The organism is Salinarimonas sp. (genome assembly GCF_046292825.1).
Classification (GTDB): domain Bacteria; phylum Pseudomonadota; class Alphaproteobacteria; order Rhizobiales; family Beijerinckiaceae; genus Salinarimonas.
In genome coordinates this window covers 47,016-72,911 of record NZ_JBKBQG010000002.1, presented here as the reverse complement: position 1 = coordinate 72,911, position 25,896 = coordinate 47,016, and the positions used below count along the sequence as shown (strand labels likewise).

Genomic DNA, 25,896 nt, shown 5'->3' with positions numbered 1-25,896 from the left:
AGACGATCGGGCGGGGCCGCCCCGACACCAGACATCCGACGAGCGAGAGCATCCGATGAGCGCCCTGACCGCCGAGAGCCCCGCGACCGACGCCTCCCCGCGCGCGGAGACGGCGCCGCCGATCCTGTCGGTGAACAATATCGAGGTGATCTACGACCACGTGATCCTCGTCCTGAAGGGCGTCTCGCTCTCGGTTCCCCGCGGCGGCATCGTCGCGATCCTCGGCGCCAACGGCGCCGGCAAGACGACCACGCTCAAGGCCATTTCGAACCTGCTCCACGCCGAGCGCGGCGAGGTGACCAAGGGTTCGATCGAGTTCGACGGCGCCCGCATCGAGAAATTGTCGCCCAACGAGCTCGTCAAGCGCGGCTGCATCCAGGTGCTCGAGGGCCGCCACTGCTTCGGCCACCTCACCATCGAGGAGAACCTCCTCACCGGCGCCTTCACCCGCCGCGACGGCTCGGCCGCGATCAAGCGCGATCTCGAGAAGGTCTACGCCTATTTCCCGCGCCTCAAGGAGCGCCGCACCTCGATGGCGGGCTACACGTCCGGCGGCGAGCAGCAGATGTGCGCGGTCGGGCGCGCGCTGATGAGCAAACCGAAGATGATCCTTCTCGACGAGCCCTCGATGGGCCTCGCGCCGCAGATCGTGGAGGAGATCTTCGAGATCGTGCAGAACCTGAACTCGAAGGAAGGCGTGTCCTTCCTCCTCGCCGAGCAGAACACCAACATGGCGCTGCGCTACGCCACCTACGGCTACATCCTCGAGACCGGCCGCGTGGTGATGGACGGCGACGCCAAGATGCTGCGCGAGAACGAGGACGTGAAGGAGTTCTATCTCGGCGTCTCCGGCGCCGACCGCCGCTCCTTCCGCCAGGTGAAGAGCTACAAGCGCCGGAAGCGTTGGCTGGCGTGATCGCCATGTCGGGGTTTGTCCGGCGGGCGGCTCCATCGGTGTCATCCCCGGCCGGAGCGCCGAAGGCGCGCAGGGAAAGGGGACCCAGCAGAAAGATGTGTGCGAAGCACACTGTCGTGCCGCCGAATAGGCGGCTCGCCGCCGCCGCGAAAGTGTGCTGCGCACACATTCTTGCGCTGGGTCCCCTTCCCCTGCGCACGCTGCGCGTGCTCCGGCCGGGGATGACACCCTGGGATCTAGCCCAGCCTCACCGCCCGCCGCCGATCTTCACCACCGTGCCCGTGACGTAGGACGCCGCGTCGCTCATCAGCCACAGGACCACGCTCGCGACCTCCTCGGGCTTCCCCGGCCGGCCCATCGGCACGCCCGGCATCAGCCGCGCGACGCGGTCGCCGGCGCCGGCGCGGGCGTGGATCTCGGTCTCGATCAGCCCCGGCGCGACGGCGTTGACGCGGATGCCCTCGCCGCCGACCTCGCGCGCGAGCCCCACCGTGAGCGTGTCGATCGCCCCCTTCGAGGCGCCGTAATGCACGAACTCGCCGCCGCCGCCGATCTCGGAGGCGCGAGAGGACATGTTGACGATCGCCCCGCCAGCCCCGCCGCGCGCCGTCGACATCCGCCGCACCGCCGCGCGCGCCGCGAGCACGCTGCCGATCACGTTGATCTCCATCACCCGGCGCAGATCGGACAGGTCGAGATCGGCGAGGCGGCCGATCGGGCCCGTGATGCCGGCATTGTTGAACAAGGCGGTGACCGGCCCGAAAGCGGCCTGCGCCTCGTCGAACAGAGCCTCGATCGCGCCCTCGTCGGTGACGTCGCCGCGCACGGCGATCGCCCGGCCGCCGGCTGCGCGGATGCGCGCGAGGAGCGCATCCGCGGCGTCCACGCTCTCGGCATAGTTGAAGGCGACCGCGTAGCCCGCCTTCGCCGCCATCTCGGCGGTCGCCGCGCCGATGCCGCGGCTGCCGCCGGTGATCACCAGAACCCCGCTCATGCCGACACTCCCCCGTTCAGAACCCGACCGCATCGCCGCCCTTGAGCGCGAGGAGCGCGCGGGCCTCGTCCGGGCTCGCCACCTCGAGCGACAGCCCCTCCAGGATCTTGCGCACCCGCGCGACCTGGGCGGCGTTCGATGTCGCGAGGCGCCCGGGGCCGTCCCAGAGCGAATCCTCGAGCCCGACGCGCACGTTGCCCCCCATCGCCGCCGCCATCGAGGCGACCGGCATCTGGTTCCGCCCGGCGCCCAGCACCGACCAGACGTAATCCTCGCCGAAGAGCCGGTCCGCCGTGCGCTTCATGTGCATCACGTCGTCGGGATGGGCGCCGATGCCGCCGAGGATGCCGAACACCGTCTGCACGAAGAGGGGAGGGGTCACGAGCTTGCGGTCGAGGAAATGCGCGAGATTGTAGAGGTGGCTCGTGTCGTAGCATTCGAACTCGAAGCGCGTGCCGTTGCCCGAGCAGGCGGCGAGGATGTTCTCGATGTCCTTGTATGTGTTCTTGAAGACGATGTCGCGGGTGCGCTCGAGGAACTCGGGCTCCCAGGCATGGCGGAAGTCGCGGTAGCGCTCGAGCATGGGGAACAGGCCGAAATTCATCGAGCCCATATTGAGCGAGGCGACTTCCGGCGCGTAGCGCATGGCCGGTTGGAGACGCTCCTCGACGCTCATATGCGGCGCGCCGCCGGTGGTGAGGTTGAGGACCGCGTTCGTCGCCTGCTTGATTCGCGGGAGGAAGGGCGCGAAGGCCTCGGGCGCCTGCGTCGGCCGGCCGGTCTCGGGGTCGCGCGCGTGCAGATGAATGATCGCCGCCCCTGCCTCCGCCGCGCCGATCGCGGCCTGCGCGATCTCGTCGGGCGTCACCGGCAGATGCGGCGACATCGTCGGCGTGTGGATGCCCCCCGTCACCGCGCAGGTGATGACGACCTTGCGGGTCTTGCTTGCCATGGCGCTCACGCTCCTCCCGTTCGAGCTTCGGTCTCGTCCTCGTCCCGGTCCGCGCGGCGATGGGCGGCGAGCGCCATCAGGCGGCGGTCGCGCCAGGCCTGGCGGGCGGCGATGCCCTCGCGCGGCAGGATCGCGGCGCGCTCGGCCTCGAGCGTCTCGGAGAGCGGCCCGCCCCAATCGACCTGCGCGGTCTGGCCCTGCGCCATCAGGCGAAACATTCCCTCGTAGCGGGCGATGTAATCGGCGATGCCGCCCGGCGCGTTGAGGTCGATCGTTTCGAACGGCCCCATGAAGGCCCAGCGCAGGCCGAGCCCGTCGCGAATGCCGATATCGACGTCCTCCGCGCTCGCGATCCCCGCCGCGACGAGCCGGAACGCCTCCTGCAGGAGCGCGCCCTGGAGGCGGTTCATGATGAAGCCGTCGATCTCCCGCGTCATCCGGATCGGCTTCTGGCCGATTGCGATCATCAGATCGGCGGTGCGCTCGACGACCTGCGGGTCCGTCCAGGGCGCCGGCACGATCTCGACGGCGGGCACGAGGCAGGGCGGGTTGATGGGGTGGCCGACGAGGACGCGCGCGCGCCCCGCGAGATGGTCTGAGAAGGCGCTCGGCAGGAGGGAGGAGGTCGAGCTGCACAACACCGCGTCGGGCGCGGCGCGCGCGTCGAGCTCGGAGAACAGAGCCCGCTTCTCGGGCAGCCGCTCCGGAGCGCTCTCCTGCACGTGCTCGGCGCCGTCGAGCGCCGCTGCGAGGCTGTCGCAGACGCGGGTGCGCGCATGCACCTCCGCCGGAGACTGCCCGCCGAGGAGATCGTGCGCGGCGAGCTCCGCGAGCATCGCCGGCAGAGCCGCATGCGCCGCCTCGGCGACGCCCGCGACCGGATCGTAGAGCCGCACCGCGCAGCCGCCGCGGGCGAAGCTCACGCTCCACGCCCGCCCGATCAGCCCCGCCCCGACGATCGCCACCTGACGCTCCATCGGCCGCTCTCCCTCTGCCGTGCGCTGTCGGCGAGGGTCGGGGGGCGGGTGCGGGCTGTCAAGCGCGCGCGACGAGGCAGAAGAGGGCAGGCGGGAGCGCGGGAATGCCGAGGGGTGCGGTTGCGCGGCGGGCCCGGCGCGGGGTCAGAGGCGGCCGCCGTCGCGATCCTGCGCCAGCTCGCCATGGCGACGCAGCTCCGCCAGAACGGCGCCGAAGGTCGCGAGCCCGCGCGCCTCGAGCATGGCGACGAGCTTGAGGAACGCGTCCGCCGTGGCGATCGTGTCGCCGATCGCCGTATGCCGCGCCTCCTCGGGGATGTCGATGCCGAGCCGCGTGGCGAGCGCGTCGAGCGAATGCGTCTCCGAGCCGCCGTAGATCAGGGCCGACAGGAGGAGCGTGTCGAGCACCGGGTGGTCGAAGCGCACCCCCATGCGCGCCTCGTGCCGGCGCAGGAATTCGAGGTCGAACGGCGCATTGTGCGCGACGAGGACCGCGCCCCGGGCGAAATCGTGGAAGCGCCTGCCGACCTCGGCGATGGTGGGCGCGCCCTTGACCATGTCGTCGGTGATGCCGTGGACGTCGGTCGAGGCCTGCGGGATCGGCCGCTCGGGGTCGACGAGCGTCTCGAGCACCTCGCCCCGCACCCGCCGTCCGTTGACGATGCGCACCGCTGCGATCTGCACGATCTCGTCGGTCGAGGGGGAGAGGCCCGTCGTTTCGGTGTCGAACACCACGAAGGTCAGGTCCTGGAGCCGCGTCTCCGTCATCCCGGCGCTGCGCGCCTTCGAGAGGAGCTCGAAATCGTAGACCACCTCGCGCTCGATCGGCGCCGGGCGGCGCGTGGCGCGGCGGGCGTTCGGGATGGTGAGGCGCAACGCGGCGAGGCCCTGCGCGGGCGTCTCGGTCCGCACCTGCGTGGCATGGGCGTCGAGGACGGCGCGGGCGGTCAGATCGGGCGTCTGCGCATCGAGCGCCTCCCCGAGCCAGGCGTCGAGATCGGCGGCCGGCAGCGGCTCGCCCTGCCAAGTCAGATCGATGACGGCGCCGGGACCCTCCTCCTCGGCGACGCGCAGCGTGAAGCTGTGCGCGTGGCCTCCCGACGCGAGGCGCTGCCCGAGCGAGCGGAACAGGAGCGCCAGCTCGAACCCGTCGCCACGCAGCATCAGGTCCGGCGCCTGCGTTACGAGCGCGAGGCCGAGCGCGTCGAATTGCGCGGCGATGCCGTCCATCAGGTCGCGGGCGCGCACGTCCGTCAGCGGGTGCCAGTCCAGGTGTTCGCCCTCGTCGTAGCGCCGACCGAGCTCGGCGATCGCGGTGCTCAGCGCCGCGAAATCGGCTTCGGGGCGGCGCAGGCGGTCGAAGATCTCAGCCAGCAGCGCCTCGCGCGCGGTATGTGCGGCGTGCTCGGCGGTGACGTCGCGCAGGGTCAGCACGAAACCCGGCCGGCGGTCGCCCTGAGCGCGGGCGAGGACGCGCATCCGGCCCGACAACAGCCGCCCGCTCGCTCTGGTGGTGCAGATCAGATCCGAGGTCGCGTCCGGATCGTCGAGCCGGGCGAGCCGCGCATAGGCATGGCGCACGGGGCCTTCGCGCAGATAATCGACGAGGTTGCGGTCGAGCCCCGGCGCGCCGACGGCCTCGAGGACGCTCACCGCCTGACCGTTGTAGAACACCATCTGGTAGTCGGCCGTGCACAGGAGCACGGCCACCGGAACGTCGGCGAGGAGCGTCTCGAGGAGCGCCTTCTCCGAGGCGAGCCGTGCGGTCTCGCGCGCCACCGACTCGGCCAGCGCCGAGCGGGTCGCCCCCAGGGAGCGGGTGATCTCGGACGCGGCTGGACCGAGGTCGCCGAGATAGCGCGCCGCCTCGCGCTCGGCGCCGATGTCGCGGCTCACGTCCGCATGGGCGCGGGTGCGGATCGCGTGGGCGAGCCGGTCGATGGCGGTCGCGACATGGGTGTCGAACAAATGCCAGATCCCGCCCACGAGAACGAGGATCAGGAACCCCGCGAACAGCCAGCCCTGCACCTTCGATTCGACGAGGCCGGGCACCTCCACGAGCCCCTCGAACTCCGCCTGCAAGAGCGCGGTCCAAGTGCCGAGAACCATCGCCGCGATGGCCCCGACCGCGACGAGGGCGAAGAACAGGAAGATGCGCAGCCGCAGCCCGAGGCGGTCGAGGAGGCGCTTGCGCGCCGGTTCGGGCGCGTCGAGTCCGACCCGCTCGCCGCCCTGCGGCGGAGCGCCGCACGCGGACCGGTTTCGGCTCGAACGGGCCTGCTTCTCGACATTTCCCATGGGCCACACGGCGATATGCGTATTTTTGCGGACTTCCTCCGCGTTCCGGGTCGCGTCTCCACCGGCGCCGTACCGAACTCGGCTCCCTAATCCGAACGTATAGTCTTTCAACCGTTTGATCCAGTGATGAATTCGGGCAATATAAAAACAGCCTATATCACCAACGGCGAATGTAGGATCTGAAAAACAAACTACATAATCCGTAGGTGAAAAGGGCGAGCGGGAATAGACGGGATCATCCAGAGGCCTATCCTCGTGAGGAGGAGGAAACAACAATGTCTGCCGGTGAAATAAAAGTACAGACGGCGAAGGGGCAAGCGCCGGGAGCGGATTACGCCGCTCGAAACGACGCCAAATACGATCCGGCGGCGACGAGCCGCAAGTTGAAGGCGGCGATCGGGCTGCTGGCGATCTTCTGCACGGCCTATTTCGTCGCTGCGATGATCGCCACGCCGGAATTGGCCCACATCGCGCGGATCGAAATCGCCGGCCTGCCGGTGGCGTTCTACACGGGCATCCTGGTCTTCGTGGTCGGCATCGTCGTCACGCGCATGTGCCTCAACCTGGACAAGGGGGAGTGACCATGGAGAACCCCATAGCCTTCACCATCCTCGTCCTCTCTCTGGCGGCGGTGGTTTACATCAGCTGGTGGAGCAAGAAGTTCACCAGCACCACCACCGACTTCTATGTCGCCGGCGGCAAGATCTCCGCGCGCCTGAACGGTTGGGCGATGTTCGGCGATTACTGCTCCGCCGCGAGCTTCCTCGGCGTCGCCGGCGCCATCGCGCTGACCGGCATCGACAGCTGGTGGGTCGCCATCGGCTTCTTCGGCGCCTGGATCTTCGTGCTCGTCATCCTGGCCGGCCCGCTCAAGAGCGCGGGCAAGTTCACGGTCGGCGACGTGCTGGTCAGCCGCTTCGGCGGCAGCAGCCTCAAGTTCCTGGCCATGGCCACCACCATCGTCATCGGCACGCTCTATCTCGTGCCGCAGATCGTGGGCGCCGGTCACCTTTTCCAGCTGCTTCTCGGCCTCGACTACAATGTCACGGTCGTCATCTCCGCCGTGATCATGGGCATGATGGTCGTCCTCGGCGGCATGATGGGCACCACCTACAATCAGGCGATCCAGGGCGTCATCCTGCTCGCCGCCATGCTGATCCTGCTCGTCCTGACGGCGATCGTGCACTTCAACGCGAACCCCGTCGGCATGATCACGCAGGCCATGCAGACGGTGCCGCCCACCTCCGCCGTCACCGTGATGGGGCAGCTCCCGCCGCTCGCCGAGGGGCAGGAATGGGGCGCGCTCGCGCTCGCTCAGGCCGTCCGCGAAGGGTTCCAGAACCTGCCGAGCGCGCTCACGCCCGGCGTCTCGGTGCCTGACGCCATGAACCAGTTCAGCCTCGTGCTCGGTCTGCTGCTCGGCGTCGCCGGCCTGCCGCACATCCTGATCCGGTTCTACACCGTCAAGGACGCGCGCGACGCCAAGAAGGGCGCCGAGCTCACGATCATCGGTCTCGCGGTGTTCTACATCGCAGTGCTGTTCGTCGGCTACGGCACCATGACGGTGCTCTACCCCTACCTGATCGAGATGCTCGAAGCCGGCCAGCGCGGTCGCGCGACCAACATGGCGATCCCGTTGATCGGCATGGAGCTCGGCGGCGAGGTGGTGCTCGGCGTCATTGCGGCGGGCGCCATGGCGGCCATGCTCTCCACCTCGGTCGGTCTGTTGATCTCGATGAGCACCAGCCTCTCGCACGACGTCTATTCCGGCGTGCTGCGGCCCAACAGCACCGACCGCGAGCGGGTCCTGTTCGCCAAGATCGGCGCCGGCGTGCTCACGATCATCGCGCTGTTCGCCTCGATCTGGCTGAAGGACCAGAACGTCGCGATCCTCGTCGCGATGTGCTTCGGCATCGCCTCGAGCACCTTCGCGCCGGTTCTGATCCTGTCGGTGTGGTGGAAGGGCCTGACCAAGGAAGGCGTGATCGCGGGCCTCGTCGTCGGTCTCGCCGTCTCGCTGACCTTCACCTTCGCGCGCTTCTCGGGCGTGCCGGAAGTGTTCGGCATCCGCGTGCTCGGCAACCCGGCGCTCTACGGCGTGATCGCGTCGGTCACCGCCATCGTCGTGGTCAGCCTCGCCACCAAGACCCGTGGTCGGGTCGAGGAGTTCATGGCGGTCGCGCATCGCAGCTGACGCGTGCGCATCGCCGTCGAGACCGGAAAACCCGCCGAAAGGCGGGTTTTCCACGTTCAGATCAGGTTGACCGGATAGGCCTGCGCCAGCGCGCTCTGCATCGTGCCGATGAGCTTCATCGCATCGCGCAGGTGGCTTCGCTCGAAATTGGACATCTCCTCCTCCGGATCGAGGAAATTGTCGGCGTTGTGGCCCTCCGACACGAGGCGCGCCTGATGCTGCAGGCGCAGCCCGCAGAGGAATTCGAACGCGTCGATCAGATCGCGCGCCTGCCCTTCCGTCACGACGCCGCTCTGCGCGGCGGCTTCCAGCCGCTCGCGGGTATTCACCGCAGGCGAGCCCGCTGCATAGGCGTAATAGCGCGCGAGATCGGTGATCGGCACGGTCGCGTGCATCTTCAGATCGATCGTCCCGTCATGCTCGCCGCCCTTGATCAGCGCGAGGCGGCCGAGCCAGTTCAGAGGCGGTTGGCGCACGAGGGCGTTGCCGGCGAGAGCCGCGAGGAAGGCCTTGTTGTTCTTGGCGCGCTCGATCACCTCGGCGCGCAGCGCGTCGACGAGATCCGGCCGGCCGTAGACGAAGCGCAGATCGAGGAACACCCCGGTCAGCATCAGCGCCTCGGGCTCGGGCATCTCGATCCAGCGCTCGAAATAGACCCGCCAGCGGCTCAGCGGCTGGCGCCAGGCGTCGGTCATGGCCATCATGCCGCCGGGGCAATGGACGTAGCCGCAGGCCGCGAGCCCGTCGCAGACGCGCGATGCGAGCTCGCGGAAATAGTCCCCGTGCAGGGCCTCGTCGTAAGCGTCGGAGAGGATCAGACAATTGTCCTGGTCGGATTTGGCGGTCTGCTCGTTGCGCCCCTGCGAGCCGGCGGCGACCCATGCGTATTCGACGGGCGCCGGCCCGAGATCGGCCTCCGCGAGCTGCAGCAGGCGCGTCGTCAAGGCATCCGTCAAGGCGCTCACGACGTGGCCCGTCGCATGCGCGCTGGTATGGGTGGCGGCGAGCCTCTGCTGGAGCGTCTTGATCCGCGCGCTCGCCTGCACGAGGCCCTCGAGCCGCGTCTGCTCGAAGATCGCGCCGCCCAGGAGGACGGCCGAATCGCTTTCGTGCTCGGCGATGTCGGAACTCGTGATCATCCCGACGACGGTCCGGCCGTCGAGCACCGGCACGTGATGGATGTGGTGGCGCGCCATCAGAAGGAGCGCGTGAAAGGCCGAGCGTTCGATCCCGATCGTCATGACGCCGCGCGTGGCGATATCGGAGACGGGCCGGTCGACATCGAGGCGCTCGGCGACGACGCGGTCGCGCAGGTCGCGGTCGGTGACGAGACCCACGAGCGCATCCCCCTCGATCAGCATCACCGACGAGATGCGCTGCGCGCGCATCACCCGCGCCGCCTCGAGGATCGAGAGGTCGGGGGACACGCTCACCGGAATGCGCTTGATCAGGCTGCGCACCGGCGTGGCGATCAGGTTGGAATGGCCGTCGGTGGTCTTGGGCTGCGGCATCGGACATGGTTTCGAACGATCCGAGCCTAACCATATCGCGTTCGGGAGCGCGCGTCGATCCGAGGGCGAGACGGCGCTCTACGCCGTCCCGCCCGACGTCAGGCCGCCTTCACGCCCGCGAGGAAGTCGCCGACCTGCCGCTCGAGCTCGTCGGAGCGGCGGGCGAGATCCTGGGCGGCGCCGAGCACCTGGCTCGCCGCGGCACCCGTCTCGCCGGCGCCGATCTGGACGCGCTCGATGTTGGAGGTGACCTCCTCCGTGCCGCGCGCGGCCTCCTGGACGTTGCGGGCGATCTCGCGGGTGGCGGCGCCCTGCTCCTCCATCGCGGCGGCGATGGCGGTCGAGATCGCGGACATCTCGCCGATCGTGCGGCCGATGTCGCGGATGAGGCCCACCACGGCGCCGGTCGCCTCCTGGACGAGGCCGATCTGAGCGCCGATCTCCTGCGTCGCCTTGCTGGTCTGGCCGGCGAGGCTCTTCACCTCGGCGGCGACGACCGCGAAGCCGCGACCCGCCTCGCCCGCGCGGGCGGCCTCGATCGTGGCGTTGAGGGCGAGCAGGTTCGTCTGCGCGGCGATCTCGTCGATGAGCCGCACGACGCTGCCGATCTCCTCCGCGCGCTCGGCGAGGGAGCGGACCGTCGCGTCCATGCGCTCGGCGTCGTCCTTGGCGCTCGCGGCGATCCGCGAGGAGGTCGTGATCTGGGAGGCGATCTCCGAGATCGAGGTAACGAGCTCCTCCGTCGCGGCGGCGACGGTCTGGACGTTGCTCGCGGCCTGAACCGCGGCGCTCGCCACGCTCGACGAGCGCTCGCTCGTCTGGCCGGCGATGCTCGACATGCTGCGCGCCGTCGCCTCCATCTCGGTGGCCGCGTTCGCGAGCGCGCTCGTGAGGGAGGCGGCCTTCGCTTCGAAGTCCTGCGTGATCCGCCCGAGGAGCTCCGCCCGGCGCGCCTTCGCCGCGCTCTCGATCGCGGCCGCCGCATCGGCCTCGCGCTTGGCGAGGAGCGCCTCGCGGAAGGTCGCGAGCGCGCGGGCGAGACCCCCGATCTCGGTGCGGGCCTGCGTGTGGGTGACCGTCGTCGCGAGATCTCCGTCCGCGATCGCCGTCATCTCGCGGGTGAGGCCCGTGAGCGGCCGCGTCACGTCGAAGACGATCGTGCGCGCGCTCAAGGCGAGGGCGATGGCGGCGACGATCGCGATCCCGACGAACATCGCCTGCATCGCGGAGAAGGTGGCCTCGGCCGTCTCGCCGACATCGCGAGCGACGTCGAGCTGCAGCGCGACGAGGCCGCCGATCGCCTCGGTGAGGGGATCGATGGTCGGGTAGAGGTCCTCGGCCGCGAAGGCGCGCAAGGTCTCGAGCGAGCGTTCGTCGATGATCGCGAGGAGCCGGTCGATGGTGCCGTCGGCGACGCGCATCAGCCGCCGCACGTCGTCGGCCATCGCCCGCTCGCGCGCGTCCATCGCGGTCGCGTCGTAGGCGTTCCAGTGGCGGGCGATCTCGGCGCGGGTCGAGAGGATGTCGCGCCGCGCCTCCTCCCACCCCATCGCGCCGTCGCGCAGCTTGTGCGACGCGTCGACGACGAAGACCGCGTAGAGATCGCTCACGGCCTTGAGGTCGCTCAGCGGCACCACGCGATCATGGTAGATCGTCTCGAGCGACTGCGTCATCGAGCGCAGGCTCCACCACCCGGCGGCGATCGTGCCGACGCACAGGAGGGACAGGGTCACGAGAGCCGTGAAGAGGCGGATGCGGATTGTCGGAGCAGGCATGGCGTTCGTCCGATGCGGGTCGCGCGGGGGATTTACCGCGATCGGATGGGAATCTACGCCTGAGATTTAAATACATATTGCTGCAAATGCAGAGCAAACGGGGGTATCTACCCGGCAAATCGTTTTGACCGGGGGACGATCGTTCAAGAATCGGAAGAACCGGCCCCCGAGAGGGCAGGGGGCCCCGCGCCGGACGCCGCGCGGCGCGGCCCGCCGGGCGCCTCGGCACCCGGCGAGCGCGAGGTCGCTCACATGTGCAGCGCGCGCTTCTCGACCGCGAGCGCGGCTTCCTTGACGGCTTCCGCGAGCGTCGGATGGGCGTGGCAGGTGCGCGCGACGTCCTCCGAGGAGGCGCCGAACTCCATCGCGATGGCGATCTCGTGGATCAGGTTGCCGGCCTCGGGCCCGACGATATGGGCGCCGAGCACGCGGTCGGTGCTCGCATCGGCGAGGATCTTCACGAAGCCGTCCGTCATCAGGTTCGCCTTGGCGCGGCCGTTCGCGGTGAAGGGGAACTTGCCCACGTTGTAGGCGACGCCCTGCGCCTTGAGATCCTCCTCGGTGGCGCCCACGCCCGCCACTTCCGGATAGGTGTAGACGACGTTGGGGATGGCCCCGTAATTCACGTGGCCGCCCTTGCCGGCGAGCTGCTCGGCGAGCGCCACGCCCTCGTCCTCGGCCTTGTGGGCGAGCATCGGGCCGGCGATGACGTCGCCGATCGCGTAGATGCCCGGCACGTTCGTCGCGTAATGCGCGTCGACCACGACGCGGCCCTTCTCGTCCTTGGCGACGCCCGCCTCCTCGAGGCCGAGCCCGTCGGTATAGGGGCGCCGCCCCACCGCGACGAGGACGACGTCCGCCTCGAGCGTCTCCGCCTCGCCGCCCTTGGCGGGCTCGACGGTCAGCGTCACGCCCTTGTCGGACGCCTTGGCGCTCGTGACCTTCGAGGCGAGCTTGAAGGTCATGCCCTGCTTGCCGAGGATGCGCTGGAACTGCTTGGCGGTGTCAGCGTCGATGCCCGCGAGGATGCGGTCGAGATATTCGACGACGGTCACCTTCGCGCCGAGCCGGCGCCAGACGGAGCCGAGCTCGAGCCCGATCACGCCGCCGCCGATCAGCACCAGATGTCCCGGCACGGCCTCCAGATCGAGCGCGCCCGTGGAGGACACGATGCGCTTCTCGTCGATCTCGATGCCCGGCAGGCCCGCGACCTCGGAGCCCGTCGCGATGACGATGCTCTTCGTCTCGAGGACGCTCTTCGAGCCGTCCTCCGCAGTCACCTCGACCTTGCCGGCGCCGAGGATGCGCCCGGTGCCGTGATGGGCGTCGATCTTGTTCTTCTTCAGGAGGAACTCGACGCCCTTGGTGTTGCCCTCGATCGCCTGGTCCTTGAAGGCGCGCATCTTGGCGAGATCGAGCTTGGGCGTGCCGACCTCGATGCCGAAGGCGTCGAAATGGTGGGCGGCCTCCTCGAAGAGGTGCGAGGCGTGCAGCAGCGCCTTCGAGGGGATGCAGCCCACGTTCAGGCAGGTGCCGCCATGCGCCTTGCGCTTCTCGACGACGGCGGTCTTGAGCCCGAGCTGCGCCGCGCGAATGGCGCAGACATAGCCGCCCGGCCCGGTTCCGATGATGACGAGATCGTAGGTGGACATCTACTCTTCAGCCCCTGGTCGGTTGTGCCGCAACGGCCGCTTCTCGGCGAGCGGCGGCGATGGTGGTCGGAAGGCGATCGTTCGATCCGGCTCAGCCGGCAAGGTCGAGAAGTGCGGCTTGACGTTCGGAGAGCTCGCGAAGGCGGCCGGAGCGGAAGTCGATCTCGTAACCGTCGTCGTCCAGCCAGAAGATCCCGTGGCCGTATTCGATGATCCGGACCTGCGAGAAACGCTCGGGATCGCGGATCGCGTCGAAGATCTCCCCGTCCTTGATGATGGGCCTCAGGTCGACGATCCCCTCGTATCCGTCGGTCCAACGCAGCTTGAGGATGCCGGGCAGCACGGCTTCGGCGGCACTGATGCGGGGATTGTCGGTCATTCGAGTCTCCCGAGCTTGCGGTTCTTTCGCGCAGTGTACCAAGTCGCGAAGAGTTTCTCACGCCTCGGCTCGGCCCATGCTTGAACCACCTTCAGCTTGCCTCGCGGCAACGACCCCTCGACGAGCGCGAGCGTCTCGATCTCGATCGTCGCTTCGTGCTCGGCGACATACGCATGGAAATGCGGAGGGGGATGCTCGTCCGCGTAGAAGACGATCCTCACGCACTCCACGATCGCGACGGTGGGCATCCCCCGGCCCCGCTCACAGATCGAGCACGAGCCGCGCCGGATCCTCCAGCGCCTCCTTCACGCGCACGAGGAACGTCACCGCCTCCTTGCCGTCGACGATGCGGTGGTCGTAGGAGAGCGCGAGATACATCATCGGGCGCACCACGACCTGGCCCTTGACCACGACCGGGCGCTCCTCGATGCGGTGCATGCCGAGGATGCCCGATTGCGGCGCGTTCAGGATCGGCGTGGACATCAGCGACCCGTAGATGCCGCCGTTGGTGATCGTGAAGGTGCCGCCCTGCATCTCCTCGATCGAGAGCTTGCCGTCGCGGGCCTTCTTGCCGAATTCGCCGATCTTCTTCTCGATCTGCGCGATCGACATCTGGTCGGCGTCGCGCACCACCGGCACGACGAGGCCCTTGTCGGTGCCGACCGCGATGCCGACGTGGTAGTAGTTCTTGTAGACGATGTCCTGGCCGTCGATCTCGGCGTTGACCGCCGGCAGCTCCTTCAGCGCCTGCACGCAGGCCTTGGTGAAGAAGCCCATGAAGCCGAGCTTGACGCCGTGCTTCTTCTCGAAGACGTCCTTGTAGGTCTTGCGCATCTCCATCACGGCCGTCATGTCGACGTCGTTGAACGTCGTCAGCATGGCAGCCGTGTTCTGCGCGTCCTTGAGGCGGCGCGCGATCGTCTGGCGCAGCTTCGTCATCCGCACGCGCTCCTCGCGCGACGCGTCCGCCTCGCCGGAGGGGGCGCGGGCGGCGACGGGGGCGCTCGGGGCGGGCGCGGAGGCGCCGCCGGTCGCGATGGCCGCGAGCATGTCGCCCTTCGTCACGCGCCCGTCCTTGCCGGAGCCCGACACGCCGGCGGGGTCGATCCCCGTCTCGCGCGCGAGGCGGCCGACGGCCGGGCCGTGATCGGCGCTCTCGAGGCCGGACTTGGCGACGTTGCCGTAGCCCTGGGAGGAGGCGGCGGGCGCAGCCGCCTTCTCGGGAGCCTTCTCGGCGGGTTTCTCGGCGGCCTTGGCCGGCGCGGCGGCGCTGCCCGCGCCCTCGCCGATCGAGCCGAGCAGCGCGTTCGGCTCGACCGTCGCGCCCTCCTCGGCGACGATCTCGGCGAGCACGCCGGAGGCCGGCGCGTTCACCTCGAGCGTGACCTTGTCGGTCTCGAGTTCGACGAGCGGCTCGTCGGCCTTCACGGCCTCGCCCGGCTTCTTGAACCAGCGGGCGATGGTCGCCTCGCTCACGGATTCGCCCAAGGTGGGAACGCGGATCTCTGTGGCCATCGTCTCTATCGTCGCTTGGAGAGCGCGGGGACCCGCGCCGTCGGGTGGGAGAGCGCCCGCCGCCCCTGGCGCGAGGCGGCGGGCCGAGATGTGCGGCGTCAGCCGCCGTAGACTTCGTCCATATAGGCCTGCAGCTGGGCGAGATGCTTCGACATCAGGCCGGTCGCGGTCGCGGCCGAGGCGGGCCGGCCCGCGTAGCGCGGACGCGACACCTTCGAGCCGGCATGGCGCAGGACCCATTCGAGATAGGGCTCGACGAAGGTCCAGGAGCCCATGTTCTTGGGCTCCTCCTGGCACCAGACCACGTCCGCGTTCTTGAAGCGCGACAATTCCTGCTGCAGCGACTTCAAGGGGAACGGGTAGAGCTGCTCGACGCGCATCAGGTAGACGTCATTGACGCCGCGCTTCTCGCGCTCCTCGAACAGGTCGAAATAGACCTTGCCCGAGCACAGCACGACGCGACGGATCTTTTCGTCGCGCACGAGCTGGATCGCGCTCGTCGCGGGCGCCGACTGGGCGTCGTCGTGCAGGATGCGGTGGAAGGCCGAATCCGGGCCCATCTCGTCGAGCCGCGAGACGCAGCGCTTGTGGCGCAAGAGGCTCTTCGGCGTCATCAGGATGAGCGGCTTGCGGAACTCGCGCTTGAGCTGCCGGCGCAGGATGTGGAAATAGTTCGCCGGCGTCGAGCAGTTCGCCACCTGCATGTTGTCCTCGGCGCACATCTGCAGGAAGCGCTCGAGGCGGGCGGAGGAATGCTCCGGCCCCTGGCCCTCGTAGCCGTGCGGCAGGAGGCAGACGAGGCCGGACATGCGCAGCCACTTGCGCTCGCCCGACGAGACGAACTGATCGAAGACGACCTGCGCGCCGTTGGCGAAATCGCCGAACTGCGCCTCCCAGAGCGTCAGCGCGTTCGGCTCGGCGAGCGAGTAGCCGTACTCGAAGCCGAGCACCGCCTCCTCCGAGAGCATCGAGTTGATGACCTCGTAATGGCCCTGGGTCTCGCGGATGTGGTTGAGCGGCGTGAAGCGCTCCTCCGTCTCCTGGTCGTTGAGGACCGAATGGCGCTGCGAGAAGGTGCCGCGCTCGCAATCCTGGCCGGAGAGGCGCACGCGATGGCCCTCGAGCAGGAGCGAGCCGAAGGCGAGCGCCTCGCCGGTCGCCCAGTCGATCCCCTCGCCGGTCTCGATCGCCTTGGCGCGGTTGTCGAGGAAGCGGCGGATGGTGCGGTGGAGGTTGAAGCCCTCGGGAACCGACGTGATCCTCTCGCCGATCTCGCGCAGGGTCTCCATCGCGATGCCGGTGGCGCCGCGGCGGGGATCGTCGGTGTCCTCCTTGACCGCCTTGAGGCCGGCCCAGCGTCCGTCGAGCCAATCGGCCTTGTTGGGCTTGAAGCCTTGAGCGGAATCGAACTCGGTATCGAGGCGCGCGCGCCAGGCCTGGCGCATCTCCTCGATCTCGGCCTCGGTGACGGCGCCCTCCGCCACGAGCTTCTTGGAATAGAGCTCGAGCGTCGTGGGATGGCTGCGGATGATCTTGTACATCCGCGGCTGGGTGAAGGACGGCTCGTCGCCCTCGTTGTGGCCGAAGCGGCGATAGCAGAACATGTCGATGACGACCGGCTTCTGGAAGCGCTGCCGGTACTCGGTCGCGACCTTGGCCGCGAACACCACCGCCTCCGGATCGTCGCCGTTGACGTGGAAGATCGGCGCCTCGACCATCTTCGCCACGTCCGACGGATAGGGCGAGGAGCGCGAATAGCGCGGGTTCGTGGTGAAGCCGATCTGGTTGTTGATGATGAAGTGGATCGAGCCGCCGGTGCGGTGCCCCTTGAGGCCCGACAGGCCGAGGCATTCCGCGACCACGCCCTGGCCGGCGAAGGCGGCGTCGCCGTGGATCAGGAGCGGCATCACGGCCGTGCGCTGGTCGGGCTCGCAGCCGTGCTGGTCCTGCTTGGCGCGCACCTTGCCGAGCACCACCGGATCGACGATCTCGAGATGCGACGGGTTGGCGGTCAGCGACAGATGCACCTTGTTGCCGTCGAACTCCCGGTCGGAGGACGCGCCGAGGTGGTACTTCACGTCGCCCGAGCCCTCGACCTCGTCGGGGGCGAAGGAGCCGCCCTTGAACTCGTGGAACAGCGCCCGGTGCGGCTTGCCCATCACCTGGGTGAGCACGTTGAGGCGGCCGCGATGGGCCATGCCGAGCACGATCTCCTTCACGCCGAGATTGCCGCCGCGCTTGATGATCTGCTCGAGAGCCGGGATCAAGGCCTCGCCGCCGTCGAGGCCGAAGCGCTTCGTGCCGGTGTATTTCAGGTCGAGGAACTTCTCGAAGCCCTCCGCCTCGACGAGCTTGTTGAGGATCGCGCGCTTGCCCTCGCGGGTGAAGGCGATCTCCTTGTCCGGCCCCTCGATGCGCTCCTGGATCCAGGCCTTCTCGGCGGGGTCCGAGATGTGCATGAACTCGACGCCGAGCGTGTGGCAATAGGTGCGCTCGAGGATCGAGAGGATCTCGCGGACCGTCCCGAATTCGAGCCCGAGCACGTGGTCGAGGAAGATCTTGCGGTCGTAGTCCTCGGGCGAGAAGCCGTAATGGGAGGGGGAGAGTTCCTCGTCCGAGACGCGCTTCTCGAAGCCGAGCGGGTCGAGATCGGCGTGCAGATGGCCGCGCATGCGATAGGCGCGGATCATCATCAGGGCGCGCAAGCTGTCGCGCGTCGCCTGCTGGACCTCGGCCTGGCTGATCTCGACGCCCTTGCCTTGCGCCTTCTTCTGGATCTTCTCGCCGAGCCCCTTCTCGAGCTGCGCCCAATTGCCGTCGAGCGCGGAGACGAGTTCGCCGTTCATCGGGATCGGCCAGTTCGGCCGCTTCCAGGAGGCGCCCTCGGCGTTCTTGGCGACCGTCGCGCTCTCCTCCTTCAACGCGCCGAAGAAGGCCTGCCACTCGGCGTCGACCGAGTGCGGGTCCTTCGTGTAGCGCGCGTGGAGGTCCTCGATATAGGCGGCGTTGGTGCCCGAGAGGAAGGAGGTGGCGAGGAAACCCTGATTGGCGTCTTGGCGTGCCATGGCGTCGTTCGTCCGGTCTGCGGCGCGTGTCGGAAAGCGCCTCATGTGACGGGTTGGGGTTCGAGTGAACCCTTGGGACCTGCGCCGCCTCCCCCCGTCGTCGGCGCGGGCGTGTCGCGAGCGGCCGCACGGAAAGCGCGGCCGCTCGTCAGCGGAGGGGGCTCAGCCCTTCCAGTTCTTCAACACCTCGACGAGGGTCTTTCCGAGGCGCGCCGGTGACGGAGAGACGACGATGCCCGCCGCCTCCATCGCCGCGATCTTGTCCTCGGCGCCGCCCTTGCCGCCGGAGATGATGGCGCCGGCATGGCCCATGCGGCGGCCGGGAGGCGCCGTGCGGCCGGCGATGAAGCCGACCATCGGCTTCTTGCGGCCGCGCCTGGCCTCGTCGGCGATGAACTGCGCCGCCTCTTCCTCGGCCGAGCCGCCGATCTCGCCGATCATGACGATCGATTCGGTCTTGTCGTCGGCGAGGAACATCTCGAGCATGTCGATGAACTCGGTGCCCTTGACCGGATCGCCGCCGATGCCCACCGCCGTCGTCTGGCCGAGCCCCTCGTTCGAGGTCTGGAAGACGGCCTCGTAGGTGAGCGTGCCCGAGCGCGAGACCACGCCGACCGAGCCCTTCTTGAAGATGTTGCCCGGCATGATGCCGATCTTCGATTCGCCGGCCGTGACGATGCCGGGGCAGTTCGGTCCGATCAGGCGCGAGGACGAGCCCTCGAGCCCGCGCTTGACGCGCACCATGTCGAGGACGGGGATGCCCTCGGTGATGCAGACGATCAGCGGGATCTCGGCGTCGACCGCTTCCAGGATCGCGTCCGCGGCGCCCGGGGGCGGCACGTAGATGACGGAGGCGTCCGCCCCGGTCTTCTCGCGCGCCTCGCGCACCGTGTCGAAGACGGGCAGGCCGAGATGGGTCGATCCGCCTTTGCCGGGGCTCGTGCCGCCGACCATCTTGGTGCCGTAGGCGAGCGCCTGCTCGGAATGGAAGGTCCCGTTCTTGCCGGTGAAGCCCTGGCAGATGACCTTGGTGTTCGCGTCGATGAGAATGGACAAGTGAGCCTCCGGGCCGGGCAGCCTCAGTTCGGGCGAAATGGGTTGATGGCTTGGACCGCGCCGTAGCGCTGCCCGTGGTTCAGGTCTTCGGTGTAGAGGACGGGCGCGCCGAGCGCATGCGCCGCGGCGAGAATCGCCCCGTCCCAGTAGGAAATCCGGTGCGTGGTCGCGATGCCGACGCCGTGCCTCACGAGCGCCGCGTCGACGTCGATGCAAGGGAGCGTTCCCAGCGCATCGAGCCAATCGAGGGCCTCGGCCAGCGTCCAGTTCCGCGCCGACTTCCGCGTGGTCGTGACTATGAACTCCTGCAGGACCTGAGCCGAAACGCCGACACGGCGACGCTCGATCAGCTCACCCGCGATTCGCGACTTCTCCGCGTCGGCCTCCGCTCGGGAGGCCGCGTAGACGAGGACGTTGGTGTCGATCATGGCGTCAACGATCATAGAGATCATCCCTCGTCCACGTGATCGGACCGACCTCCAGCGTCGACTTGGCGCGAAGCTCGCGGATGCGACGGCGGGCCTCTTCGAAGTCCGGCTCCACCGCGGCCGGGGCCTGCGCGAGGCGCTCGAGATAGTCGCGCACGAGCCCGTCGGGCGTCGTGCCGCGGGCCGCCGCGTGGGCGGCGACCTTCTCGAGCACCTTCTCGTCGACCTCGACCGTGATGGATCCCATGGCTCGCTCCCGTCGCGCCGGCCGTGCTCCTCACGCCCCGCGAACGGCGGCGACGATCTTCTGGGCGGCGTCGTCGAGGTCGTCGGCGGGGATCACGTTGAGGCCGGAATTGCGGATGATCTGCTTGCCTTCCTCGACGTTCGTGCCCTCGAGCCGCACCACGAGCGGCACTTCGAGCCCGACCGTCTTCACCGCCGCGAGCACGCCGCGGGCGATGACGTCGCACTTCATGATGCCGCCGAAGATGTTGACGAGGATGCCCTTCACGTTCGGATCGGCGGTGATGATCTGGAAGGCCGCGGTGACCTTCTCCTCGGAGGCGCCGCCGCCGACGTCGAGGAAGTTCGCCGGTTCCTCGCCGTAGAGCTTGATGATGTCGAGCGTCGCCATCGCGAGGCCCGCGCCGTTGACCATGCAGCCGATCGTGCCGTCGAGGGCGATGTAGGCGAGGTCGTATTTCGACGCCTCGATCTCCTTCTCGTCCTCCTCCGTGAGATCGCGCAATTCGGCGAGCTCGGGATGGCGGAAGCTCGCGTTCGAATCGAAGGAGACCTTCGCGTCGAGGCAGCGCAGCTGGCCGTCCTTGGTGACGATCAGCGGGTTGATCTCGAGCATCTCCATGTCCTTGCCGACGAACATGGCGTAGAGCTTCGCCACGAGGTCGCCCGCCTGCTTGGCGAGCGCGCCCTCGAGGCCGAGCGCCTTCGCGACGATGCGGCCGTGGAAGGGCATCACGCCCGTCGCCGGGTCGACCGAGAAGGTGTGAATCTTCTCGGGCGTGTCGTGGGCGACCGCCTCGATGTCCATGCCGCCTTCCGTCGAGACGACGAAGGCGACGCGGCCGGTCTCGCGGTCGACGAGGGCGGAGAGGTAGAACTCCTTCTCGATGTCCGAGCCGTCCTCGATGTAGAGACGGTTGACCTGCTTGCCCTCGGGGCCGGTCTGGATGGTGACGAGGGTGTTGCCGAGCATCTGCGCGGCGAATTCCTTCACCTCCTCGACCGACTTCGCGAGGCGCACGCCGCCCTTCTCGCCGGCTTGCGGCTCCTTGAACTTGCCCTTGCCGCGCCCGCCGGCATGGATCTGGCTCTTGACGACCCAGAGCGGCCCGCCGAGCTCCTTGGCGGCGGCCTCCGCCTCCTCGGCCGAGAAGATCGCGATGCCGCGCGAGACGGGCGCGCCGAATTCCTTCAGCAGCGCCTTGCCCTGGTATTCGTGGATGTTCATGGAAACCTCTTCGTCACGGGATCGCGTCTTGGCGCGGTGAGAGGGCGTTCTCGAAGATCAGGCGAGCGCCGGGTTGATGCCCTTGCAGGCCTCGACGAGGCCGCGCACCGAGGCGACGGACTTCTCGAACATCGCCTTCTCCTCCTGCGTGAAGGAGACCTCGACGACCTTCTCGACGCCGTTGGCGCCGATCACGATCGGCACGCCGACGAACAGGCCGTCGAGCCCGTACTCGCCCGAGAGATGGGCGGCGCAGGGCAGGACGCGGCGCTTGTCCTTGAGGTAGCTCTCGGCCATCGCGATCGCGGAAGCGGCCGGCGCGTAATAGGCTGAGCCCGTCTTGAGCAGGTTGACGATCTCGCCGCCGCCCTTGCGGGTGCGCTCGACCATGGCGTCGAGGCGCTCCTGCGTCGTCCAGCCCATCGCCACGAGATCGGGCAGGGGGATGCCGGCGACCGTCGAGTAGCGCACGAGCGGGCACATGTCGTCGCCGTGGCCGCCGAGCACGAAGGCGGTGACGTCCTCGACCGAGACCTTGAACTCCTCCGCGAGGAAGTGGCGGAAGCGCGCCGAGTCGAGCACGCCGGCCATGCCGACGATCTTGTTGGCGGGCAGCCCCGAGAACTTCTGCAGCGCCCAGACCATCGCGTCGAGCGGGTTCGTGATGCAGATCACGAAGGCGTCGGGGCAATGCTGCTTGATGCCGTTGCCGACCGCCTCCATCACCTTGAGATTGATGCCGAGAAGGTCGTCGCGGCTCATGCCGGGCTTGCGCGGCACGCCCGCCGTCACGATCACCACGTCGGCGCCGGCGATGTCGGCATAGTCCTGCGTGCCCTTGTAGGCGGCGTCGAAGCCGTCGACGGGCGCGGACTCGGCGATGTCGAGGCCCTTGCCCTGCGGCACGCCCTCGGCGATGTCGAACAGGACGACGTCCCCGAGCTCCTTGAGGCCGACGAGATGGGCGAGCGTGCCGCCGATCTGGCCGGCACCGATGAGGGCGATCTTCTTGCGTGCCATGAGCTTGGCCTCTTTCGGTGTCGACGGGGCCCGCGAGCGGACCCCCTGGTGTTGCGCTCGTGCGATCGGGCGCGCGGCACGCGCCCGTTCACGGATCGGGGTGCTTAAACCCCAATGGCCGTCTACGTTCAACCCGTTGGAATACCTGACCTTTGGGTGATTTGGAGTGCCCCCGGCGCGGCCCCGTGCGGGTCGTGCGCGAAAAACGCCAAGACGATCAAGGGCTTCGGCGCACGGGGAGGCCGGTCGGCCGTGCGCGCTCCACAACGTGAGGGATGCTTACGAATTACGATTTTCGTCATTCGTAACGTGGCGTGAGGTCGCGATCGCGGGCGATCGCCGTCGCTCAGCCGACGCCGACGCGCCGATAGACCTGAGCATAGCCGCGCACCGATCCGTCCCAACCCATCGGCCGCGTCATCGCCGCGCGGCGCATCGCGTCGAGCCGCGAGCGGCTGCGGAAGGAATCGAGCGCGCGTCGGATCGCGTCGAGGAAGGGCGAGAGGCGTGGCGTCTCGAACAGGAAGCCGGTGAGCCCGTCGTCGATCGTGTCGGCGAGCCCGCCGGTGCGGTGGGCGATCGGCAGCGAGGCGAAGCGTTGCGCGTACATCTGCGACAGGCCGCAGGGCTCGAAGCGCGAGGGCATCAGGAGGAAGTCGGAGCCCGCATACATGCGCCGCGCCTCGCCCTCGTCGTAGCCGATGCGCACGCCGACGGCGCCCGGATGGCGGCGGGCGAGCGCGCGCAGCTCCGTCTCGAAGCGCCCCTCGCCGCGCCCCGTCACGACGAGCTGCCCGCCGGCCTCGACGATCGCCTCGGCCGCGTCGATGGCGAGGTCGACGCCCTTCTGGTGCACGAGCCGCGAGACGACGGCGAAGAGCGGGCCGCTCGAGACCGCGAGACCGAAGGCCTCGCGCACCGCCCGTGCGTTCGCAGCCTTGCCCTCCCAGGCGTTGAGATCGAAGGGGCTGGCGAGATGGGGGTCGTTGCGCGGGTCGAAGCTCGCGTCGATGCCGTTGACGATGCCGGTGAGGCGGCCCTCCTCGGCGCGCAGCCGCAGGAGGCCGTCGAGCCCGCAGCCGAATTCCGGCGTGGTGATTTCCTGGGCATAGGTCGCCGACACGGTGGTCACGTGATCGGCATAGGACAGGCCGGCCTTGAGGAAGGACAGCTTGCCGTGGAACTCGACCCCGTCGAGGCCGAAGGCCTCGATCGGCACGCCGAGCCGCTCCATCCGGGCGGGGGAGAACAAGCCCTGATAGGCGAGATTGTGCACCGTCAGGATGGAGGGCGCGCGCACGCCGAGCCACGTGCAATAGGCGCAGGCGAAGCTCGACGGCCAATCGTTCAGGTGCAGGAGATCGGGCTTCCAGTCGAGCGCCGGCACGCCCGCCGCGATCTCGGCGGCGGCGAGCCCCAGCCGCGCGAAGCGCACGTCGTTGTCGCGCCAATCGACCCCGTCGCCGTCGCCGTAGGGCGAGCCCTCGCGGTCGTAGAGCTCGGGCGCGAGGACGACGTAGATCTCGAGCCCGTCCGGCGTGCCGATGCGCCCGATCGAGCAGGGCGGCAGGCCCCGATAGCCGGGCAGCCGCGCGACGACGGGAATGGCGGGATGGGCCTGGAGCACCTCGCGATAGCCGGGGATCAGCACGCGCGCGTCGATCGTGCCGCGCATCGCGCGCGGCAGCGCGGCCGAGACTTCGCCCAGTCCGCCGGCCTTGACGAGGCCGGACATCTCCGGCGTGACGAACAGGGTCCGCGGCAGCGGCTGCGGCCTGGGAAAGAGGGGCGTGGCCGACGTGCGCAGGGCTGCGCCGGGCGCCGAGGCGCCCTCGTCCACGACCACCGAACCGGCCTGCCCGCCCACAGACGCGCCGCTCATCGAGACCCCCGCTCGCCGGACCGCCGGTCCGACAGGGACCGAGCGCTCCAATCCCCGATCCGCAGCCGCGCCTCTTCCCGGCATTCACCGGGGTCGACGATGCTCCGATCACGCCTTCTCGTCGTCGCGGCAACGGCGCTCGGCCGCAGGGCTCCGCTCGACGGCGCGAACAGCCAAGCAAGTTCCGGACCGCCTCGCGGGTTCCGGTGCGCGAAACGGCCTCGCCATATCCCCGTTTTCGAACCGCCGCGGCGAGCCCCGGAGCCTACGACTTCCGTCGTAGATCATGCCCTGCCCGCATGACGCTGGCGCGACGGATCCGCATGATGCCACCGCGCCCGGCCTGTGGATAGCGGGGATATGCGGGAGAGCGGCTGCGGCAAGAGAGCGCCGGCCCGCGCCGCCACTATCATCGTGCCCTCGTTTGCGTTGACCTTCGGAGGCAATCAAAAGTCGTAAGCCCGTCGCTCGTCGACGGATCGCGACACGGCGGGGAGAGGGAACACGATGCAGGACCGGCGGACCACGACAGCGATCGACCCGCGTGCCCGCGAGGCGACGCGCCGCGAGCGGACGCAGCGCGCGGGGAGCCGAACGTCCGGGCGCGCCGTTCCCTTCGGCGCGGAGGAGCGGGCCGAGGCGCCGCGACGGCGCGAGGTCGTCGTCCAGGGGATGCGCATCTCGCTGCCCGCCCTGCGCTTCCTCGACGACAAGGCCGCGCCGGGGCCCTGAGCGCGGGGGTCACGCCCGCTCGAGCTCCTGCGCCGCGAGGCCGGCGAGGAGCGGAACCATGGTGCCCATCGAAAGCCCGCTCTCGCGGTTCGAGGCGTTGCCGTCGAGCGCGCGGCGATAGACGCCCTGGAGGATCGCGGCGATGCGAAACAGCGCGAAGACGATCGCGAACCGCCAATCCGGCAGGTCGGCGAGCCCGCGCCGGCGCGCATAGGCCGCGATATAGGCCTCGTCCGAGGGGATGCCGAGCGCCGCGCGATCGATTCCCCCGAGCCCGGGGAAGGGGCCCCCCGCCGGGCAGCGCCATTGCGCGACCTGGTAGGCGAGATCGGCGAGGGGATGGCCGAGCGTCGACAATTCCCAATCGATGAGCGCGGCGACCCGCGGCGCGTCGGGCGCGAAGATCATGTTGTCGTGGCGGAAATCGCCGTGGACGATGGAGAAGGTACCGTCGTCCGCGGGCACGTTCTCCGAGAGCCAGACGATCGCTGCGTCGAGCGCGGGATGGCTCTGCGTCTCGCTCGCGCGGTATTGCTCGCTCCAGCGCTTCGTCTGGCGCGCGAAATAGCCGCCCGGCCGGCCGAACGCGCCGAGCCCGACGGCCCCGGGATCGACGTCGTGCAAAGCCGCGAGCGTCGCGTTCATCGCGTCGTAGAGGCCCGCGCGCTCGTCGGCCGCGGCATCGGGCAGGCGCGGGTCGAAGAAGACGCGGCCCTCGACATGGTCCATCACGAAGAAGACCGAGCCGATCACGCCCGCGTCCTCGCACAGATGGCGCACGCGCGGCACGGGCACGGCGCTGTCCGCGAGCGCCGCCATCACCGCATATTCGCGCTCGACCGCGTGGGCGGAGGCGAGCAGCACGCCCGGCGGCTTGCGGCGCAGGACGTAGCGCCCGCCTTCCGCCTCGACGAGGAAGGTCGGGTTCGACTGCCCGCCCGCGAATTTGCGCGTCGCGACGAGCCGGCCGAAGCCGGGGATCGCCTGCGCGAGATGCGCGGCGAGCCGCTCCTCGTCGAGAAGCGGCGCGCTCGTTCTCTGCTGCGCGCTCACGATGGCTCTCCTCCCGTGCCGTT

At 69.1% G+C, this 25,896-nt stretch carries 22 protein-coding genes; 4 read left to right on the top strand and 18 right to left on the bottom strand.

Annotation, left to right across the window (positions count from 1 at the left end; translation table 11 throughout):
- Positions 1–55 precede the first annotated feature (55 nt).
- The gene (locus ACK4UM_RS02095) at positions 56–916 is read left to right on the top strand and encodes an ABC transporter ATP-binding protein (protein ID WP_409794913.1); all 861 of its coding nucleotides are present in this window, start codon (positions 56–58) and stop codon (positions 914–916) included.
- A gap of 247 nt (positions 917–1,163) precedes the next feature.
- On the opposite strand, the gene ACK4UM_RS02090 is transcribed toward ACK4UM_RS02095, so the two are convergent.
- From ACK4UM_RS02090 to ACK4UM_RS02075, 4 genes are all read right to left on the bottom strand, one after another.
- Complete coding sequence (locus tag ACK4UM_RS02090) at positions 1,164–1,910, bottom strand: SDR family oxidoreductase (RefSeq protein WP_409794910.1); 747 nt, start codon at positions 1,908–1,910, stop codon at positions 1,164–1,166.
- Between the two features lie 16 nt (positions 1,911–1,926).
- Entirely contained in the window at positions 1,927–2,862 is a 936-nt protein-coding gene (locus ACK4UM_RS02085) for a 3-keto-5-aminohexanoate cleavage protein (protein WP_409794908.1), read from the bottom strand.
- 5 nt (positions 2,863–2,867) lie between these two features.
- Positions 2,868–3,839: a 3-hydroxyacyl-CoA dehydrogenase gene (locus ACK4UM_RS02080; protein WP_409794905.1), complete on the bottom strand. Its 972-nt coding sequence runs from the start codon at positions 3,837–3,839 to the stop codon at positions 2,868–2,870.
- Between the two features lie 144 nt (positions 3,840–3,983).
- Positions 3,984–6,137: an exonuclease domain-containing protein gene (locus ACK4UM_RS02075; RefSeq protein WP_409795159.1), complete on the bottom strand. Its 2,154-nt coding sequence runs from the start codon at positions 6,135–6,137 to the stop codon at positions 3,984–3,986.
- A 275-nt stretch (positions 6,138–6,412) separates the two neighbouring features.
- Here ACK4UM_RS02075 and ACK4UM_RS02070 point away from each other — a divergent pair, with 275 nt between their 5' ends.
- Together ACK4UM_RS02070 and ACK4UM_RS02065 are read left to right on the top strand one after the other, a co-directional pair.
- Positions 6,413–6,718 (top strand): hypothetical protein, encoded by a 306-nt coding sequence (locus ACK4UM_RS02070; RefSeq protein WP_409794902.1) that lies wholly within the window; start codon positions 6,413–6,415, stop codon positions 6,716–6,718.
- A 2-nt stretch (positions 6,719–6,720) separates the two neighbouring features.
- Complete coding sequence (locus ACK4UM_RS02065; protein WP_409794899.1) at positions 6,721–8,331, top strand: cation acetate symporter; 1,611 nt, start codon at positions 6,721–6,723, stop codon at positions 8,329–8,331.
- A 56-nt stretch (positions 8,332–8,387) separates the two neighbouring features.
- Here ACK4UM_RS02065 and ACK4UM_RS02060 read toward each other — a convergent pair whose 3' ends face one another.
- From ACK4UM_RS02060 to glgA, 13 genes are all read right to left on the bottom strand, one after another.
- The gene (locus ACK4UM_RS02060; RefSeq protein ID WP_409794896.1) at positions 8,388–9,842 is read right to left on the bottom strand and encodes a DUF294 nucleotidyltransferase-like domain-containing protein; all 1,455 of its coding nucleotides are present in this window, start codon (positions 9,840–9,842) and stop codon (positions 8,388–8,390) included.
- Positions 9,843–9,940: 98 nt separating this feature from the next.
- Positions 9,941–11,617, bottom strand: a complete 1,677-nt coding sequence (locus ACK4UM_RS02055) for a methyl-accepting chemotaxis protein (protein ID WP_409794893.1) — start codon at positions 11,615–11,617, stop codon at positions 9,941–9,943.
- Positions 11,618–11,865: 248 nt separating this feature from the next.
- On the bottom strand, positions 11,866–13,269 hold the full coding sequence (lpdA, locus tag ACK4UM_RS02050) for a dihydrolipoyl dehydrogenase (protein ID WP_409794890.1): 1,404 nt from the start codon (positions 13,267–13,269) through the stop codon (positions 11,866–11,868).
- Between the two features lie 91 nt (positions 13,270–13,360).
- Positions 13,361–13,648 (bottom strand): DUF2442 domain-containing protein, encoded by a 288-nt coding sequence (locus ACK4UM_RS02045; RefSeq protein ID WP_409794887.1) that lies wholly within the window; start codon positions 13,646–13,648, stop codon positions 13,361–13,363.
- Positions 13,645–13,896 carry a DUF4160 domain-containing protein gene (locus tag ACK4UM_RS02040; RefSeq protein ID WP_409794884.1) on the bottom strand — a complete coding sequence of 84 codons (252 nt, stop codon included), beginning with the start codon at positions 13,894–13,896 and terminating at the stop codon, positions 13,645–13,647. The genes ACK4UM_RS02045 and ACK4UM_RS02040 overlap by 4 nt, the downstream gene beginning before the upstream one ends.
- A gap of 13 nt (positions 13,897–13,909) precedes the next feature.
- Positions 13,910–15,163 (bottom strand): 2-oxoglutarate dehydrogenase complex dihydrolipoyllysine-residue succinyltransferase, encoded by a 1,254-nt coding sequence (odhB, locus tag ACK4UM_RS02035; RefSeq protein WP_409794881.1) that lies wholly within the window; start codon positions 15,161–15,163, stop codon positions 13,910–13,912.
- A gap of 98 nt (positions 15,164–15,261) precedes the next feature.
- On the bottom strand, positions 15,262–18,228 hold the full coding sequence (locus ACK4UM_RS02030; RefSeq protein ID WP_409794880.1) for a 2-oxoglutarate dehydrogenase E1 component: 2,967 nt from the start codon (positions 18,226–18,228) through the stop codon (positions 15,262–15,264).
- Positions 18,229–18,390: 162 nt separating this feature from the next.
- On the bottom strand, positions 18,391–19,284 hold the full coding sequence (gene sucD / locus ACK4UM_RS02025) for a succinate--CoA ligase subunit alpha (RefSeq protein WP_409794877.1): 894 nt from the start codon (positions 19,282–19,284) through the stop codon (positions 18,391–18,393).
- A gap of 23 nt (positions 19,285–19,307) precedes the next feature.
- Entirely contained in the window at positions 19,308–19,727 is a 420-nt protein-coding gene (locus tag ACK4UM_RS02020; RefSeq protein ID WP_409794874.1) for a PIN domain-containing protein, read from the bottom strand.
- The gene (locus ACK4UM_RS02015; protein ID WP_409794872.1) at positions 19,717–19,959 is read right to left on the bottom strand and encodes a hypothetical protein; all 243 of its coding nucleotides are present in this window, start codon (positions 19,957–19,959) and stop codon (positions 19,717–19,719) included. Before ACK4UM_RS02015 ends, ACK4UM_RS02020 begins: the two co-directional genes overlap by 11 nt.
- A 30-nt stretch (positions 19,960–19,989) precedes the next feature.
- Positions 19,990–21,186: an ADP-forming succinate--CoA ligase subunit beta gene (gene sucC, locus ACK4UM_RS02010; protein WP_409794869.1), complete on the bottom strand. Its 1,197-nt coding sequence runs from the start codon at positions 21,184–21,186 to the stop codon at positions 19,990–19,992.
- Positions 21,187–21,243: 57 nt separating this feature from the next.
- Positions 21,244–22,206: a malate dehydrogenase gene (mdh, locus tag ACK4UM_RS02005; RefSeq protein ID WP_409794866.1), complete on the bottom strand. Its 963-nt coding sequence runs from the start codon at positions 22,204–22,206 to the stop codon at positions 21,244–21,246.
- A 346-nt stretch (positions 22,207–22,552) separates the two neighbouring features.
- Positions 22,553–24,088 carry a glycogen synthase GlgA gene (gene glgA, locus ACK4UM_RS02000; protein WP_409794863.1) on the bottom strand — a complete coding sequence of 512 codons (1,536 nt, stop codon included), beginning with the start codon at positions 24,086–24,088 and terminating at the stop codon, positions 22,553–22,555.
- Positions 24,089–24,595: 507 nt separating this feature from the next.
- Here glgA and ACK4UM_RS01995 point away from each other — a divergent pair.
- A complete protein-coding gene (locus tag ACK4UM_RS01995) occupies positions 24,596–24,820 on the top strand; it encodes a hypothetical protein (RefSeq protein WP_409794861.1) in 225 nt (74 codons plus the stop codon).
- Between the two features lie 9 nt (positions 24,821–24,829).
- Here ACK4UM_RS01995 and ACK4UM_RS01990 read toward each other — a convergent pair whose 3' ends face one another.
- On the bottom strand, positions 24,830–25,873 hold the full coding sequence (locus ACK4UM_RS01990) for a phosphotransferase family protein (RefSeq protein WP_409794858.1): 1,044 nt from the start codon (positions 25,871–25,873) through the stop codon (positions 24,830–24,832).
- Positions 25,874–25,896: the final 23 nt, after the last annotated feature.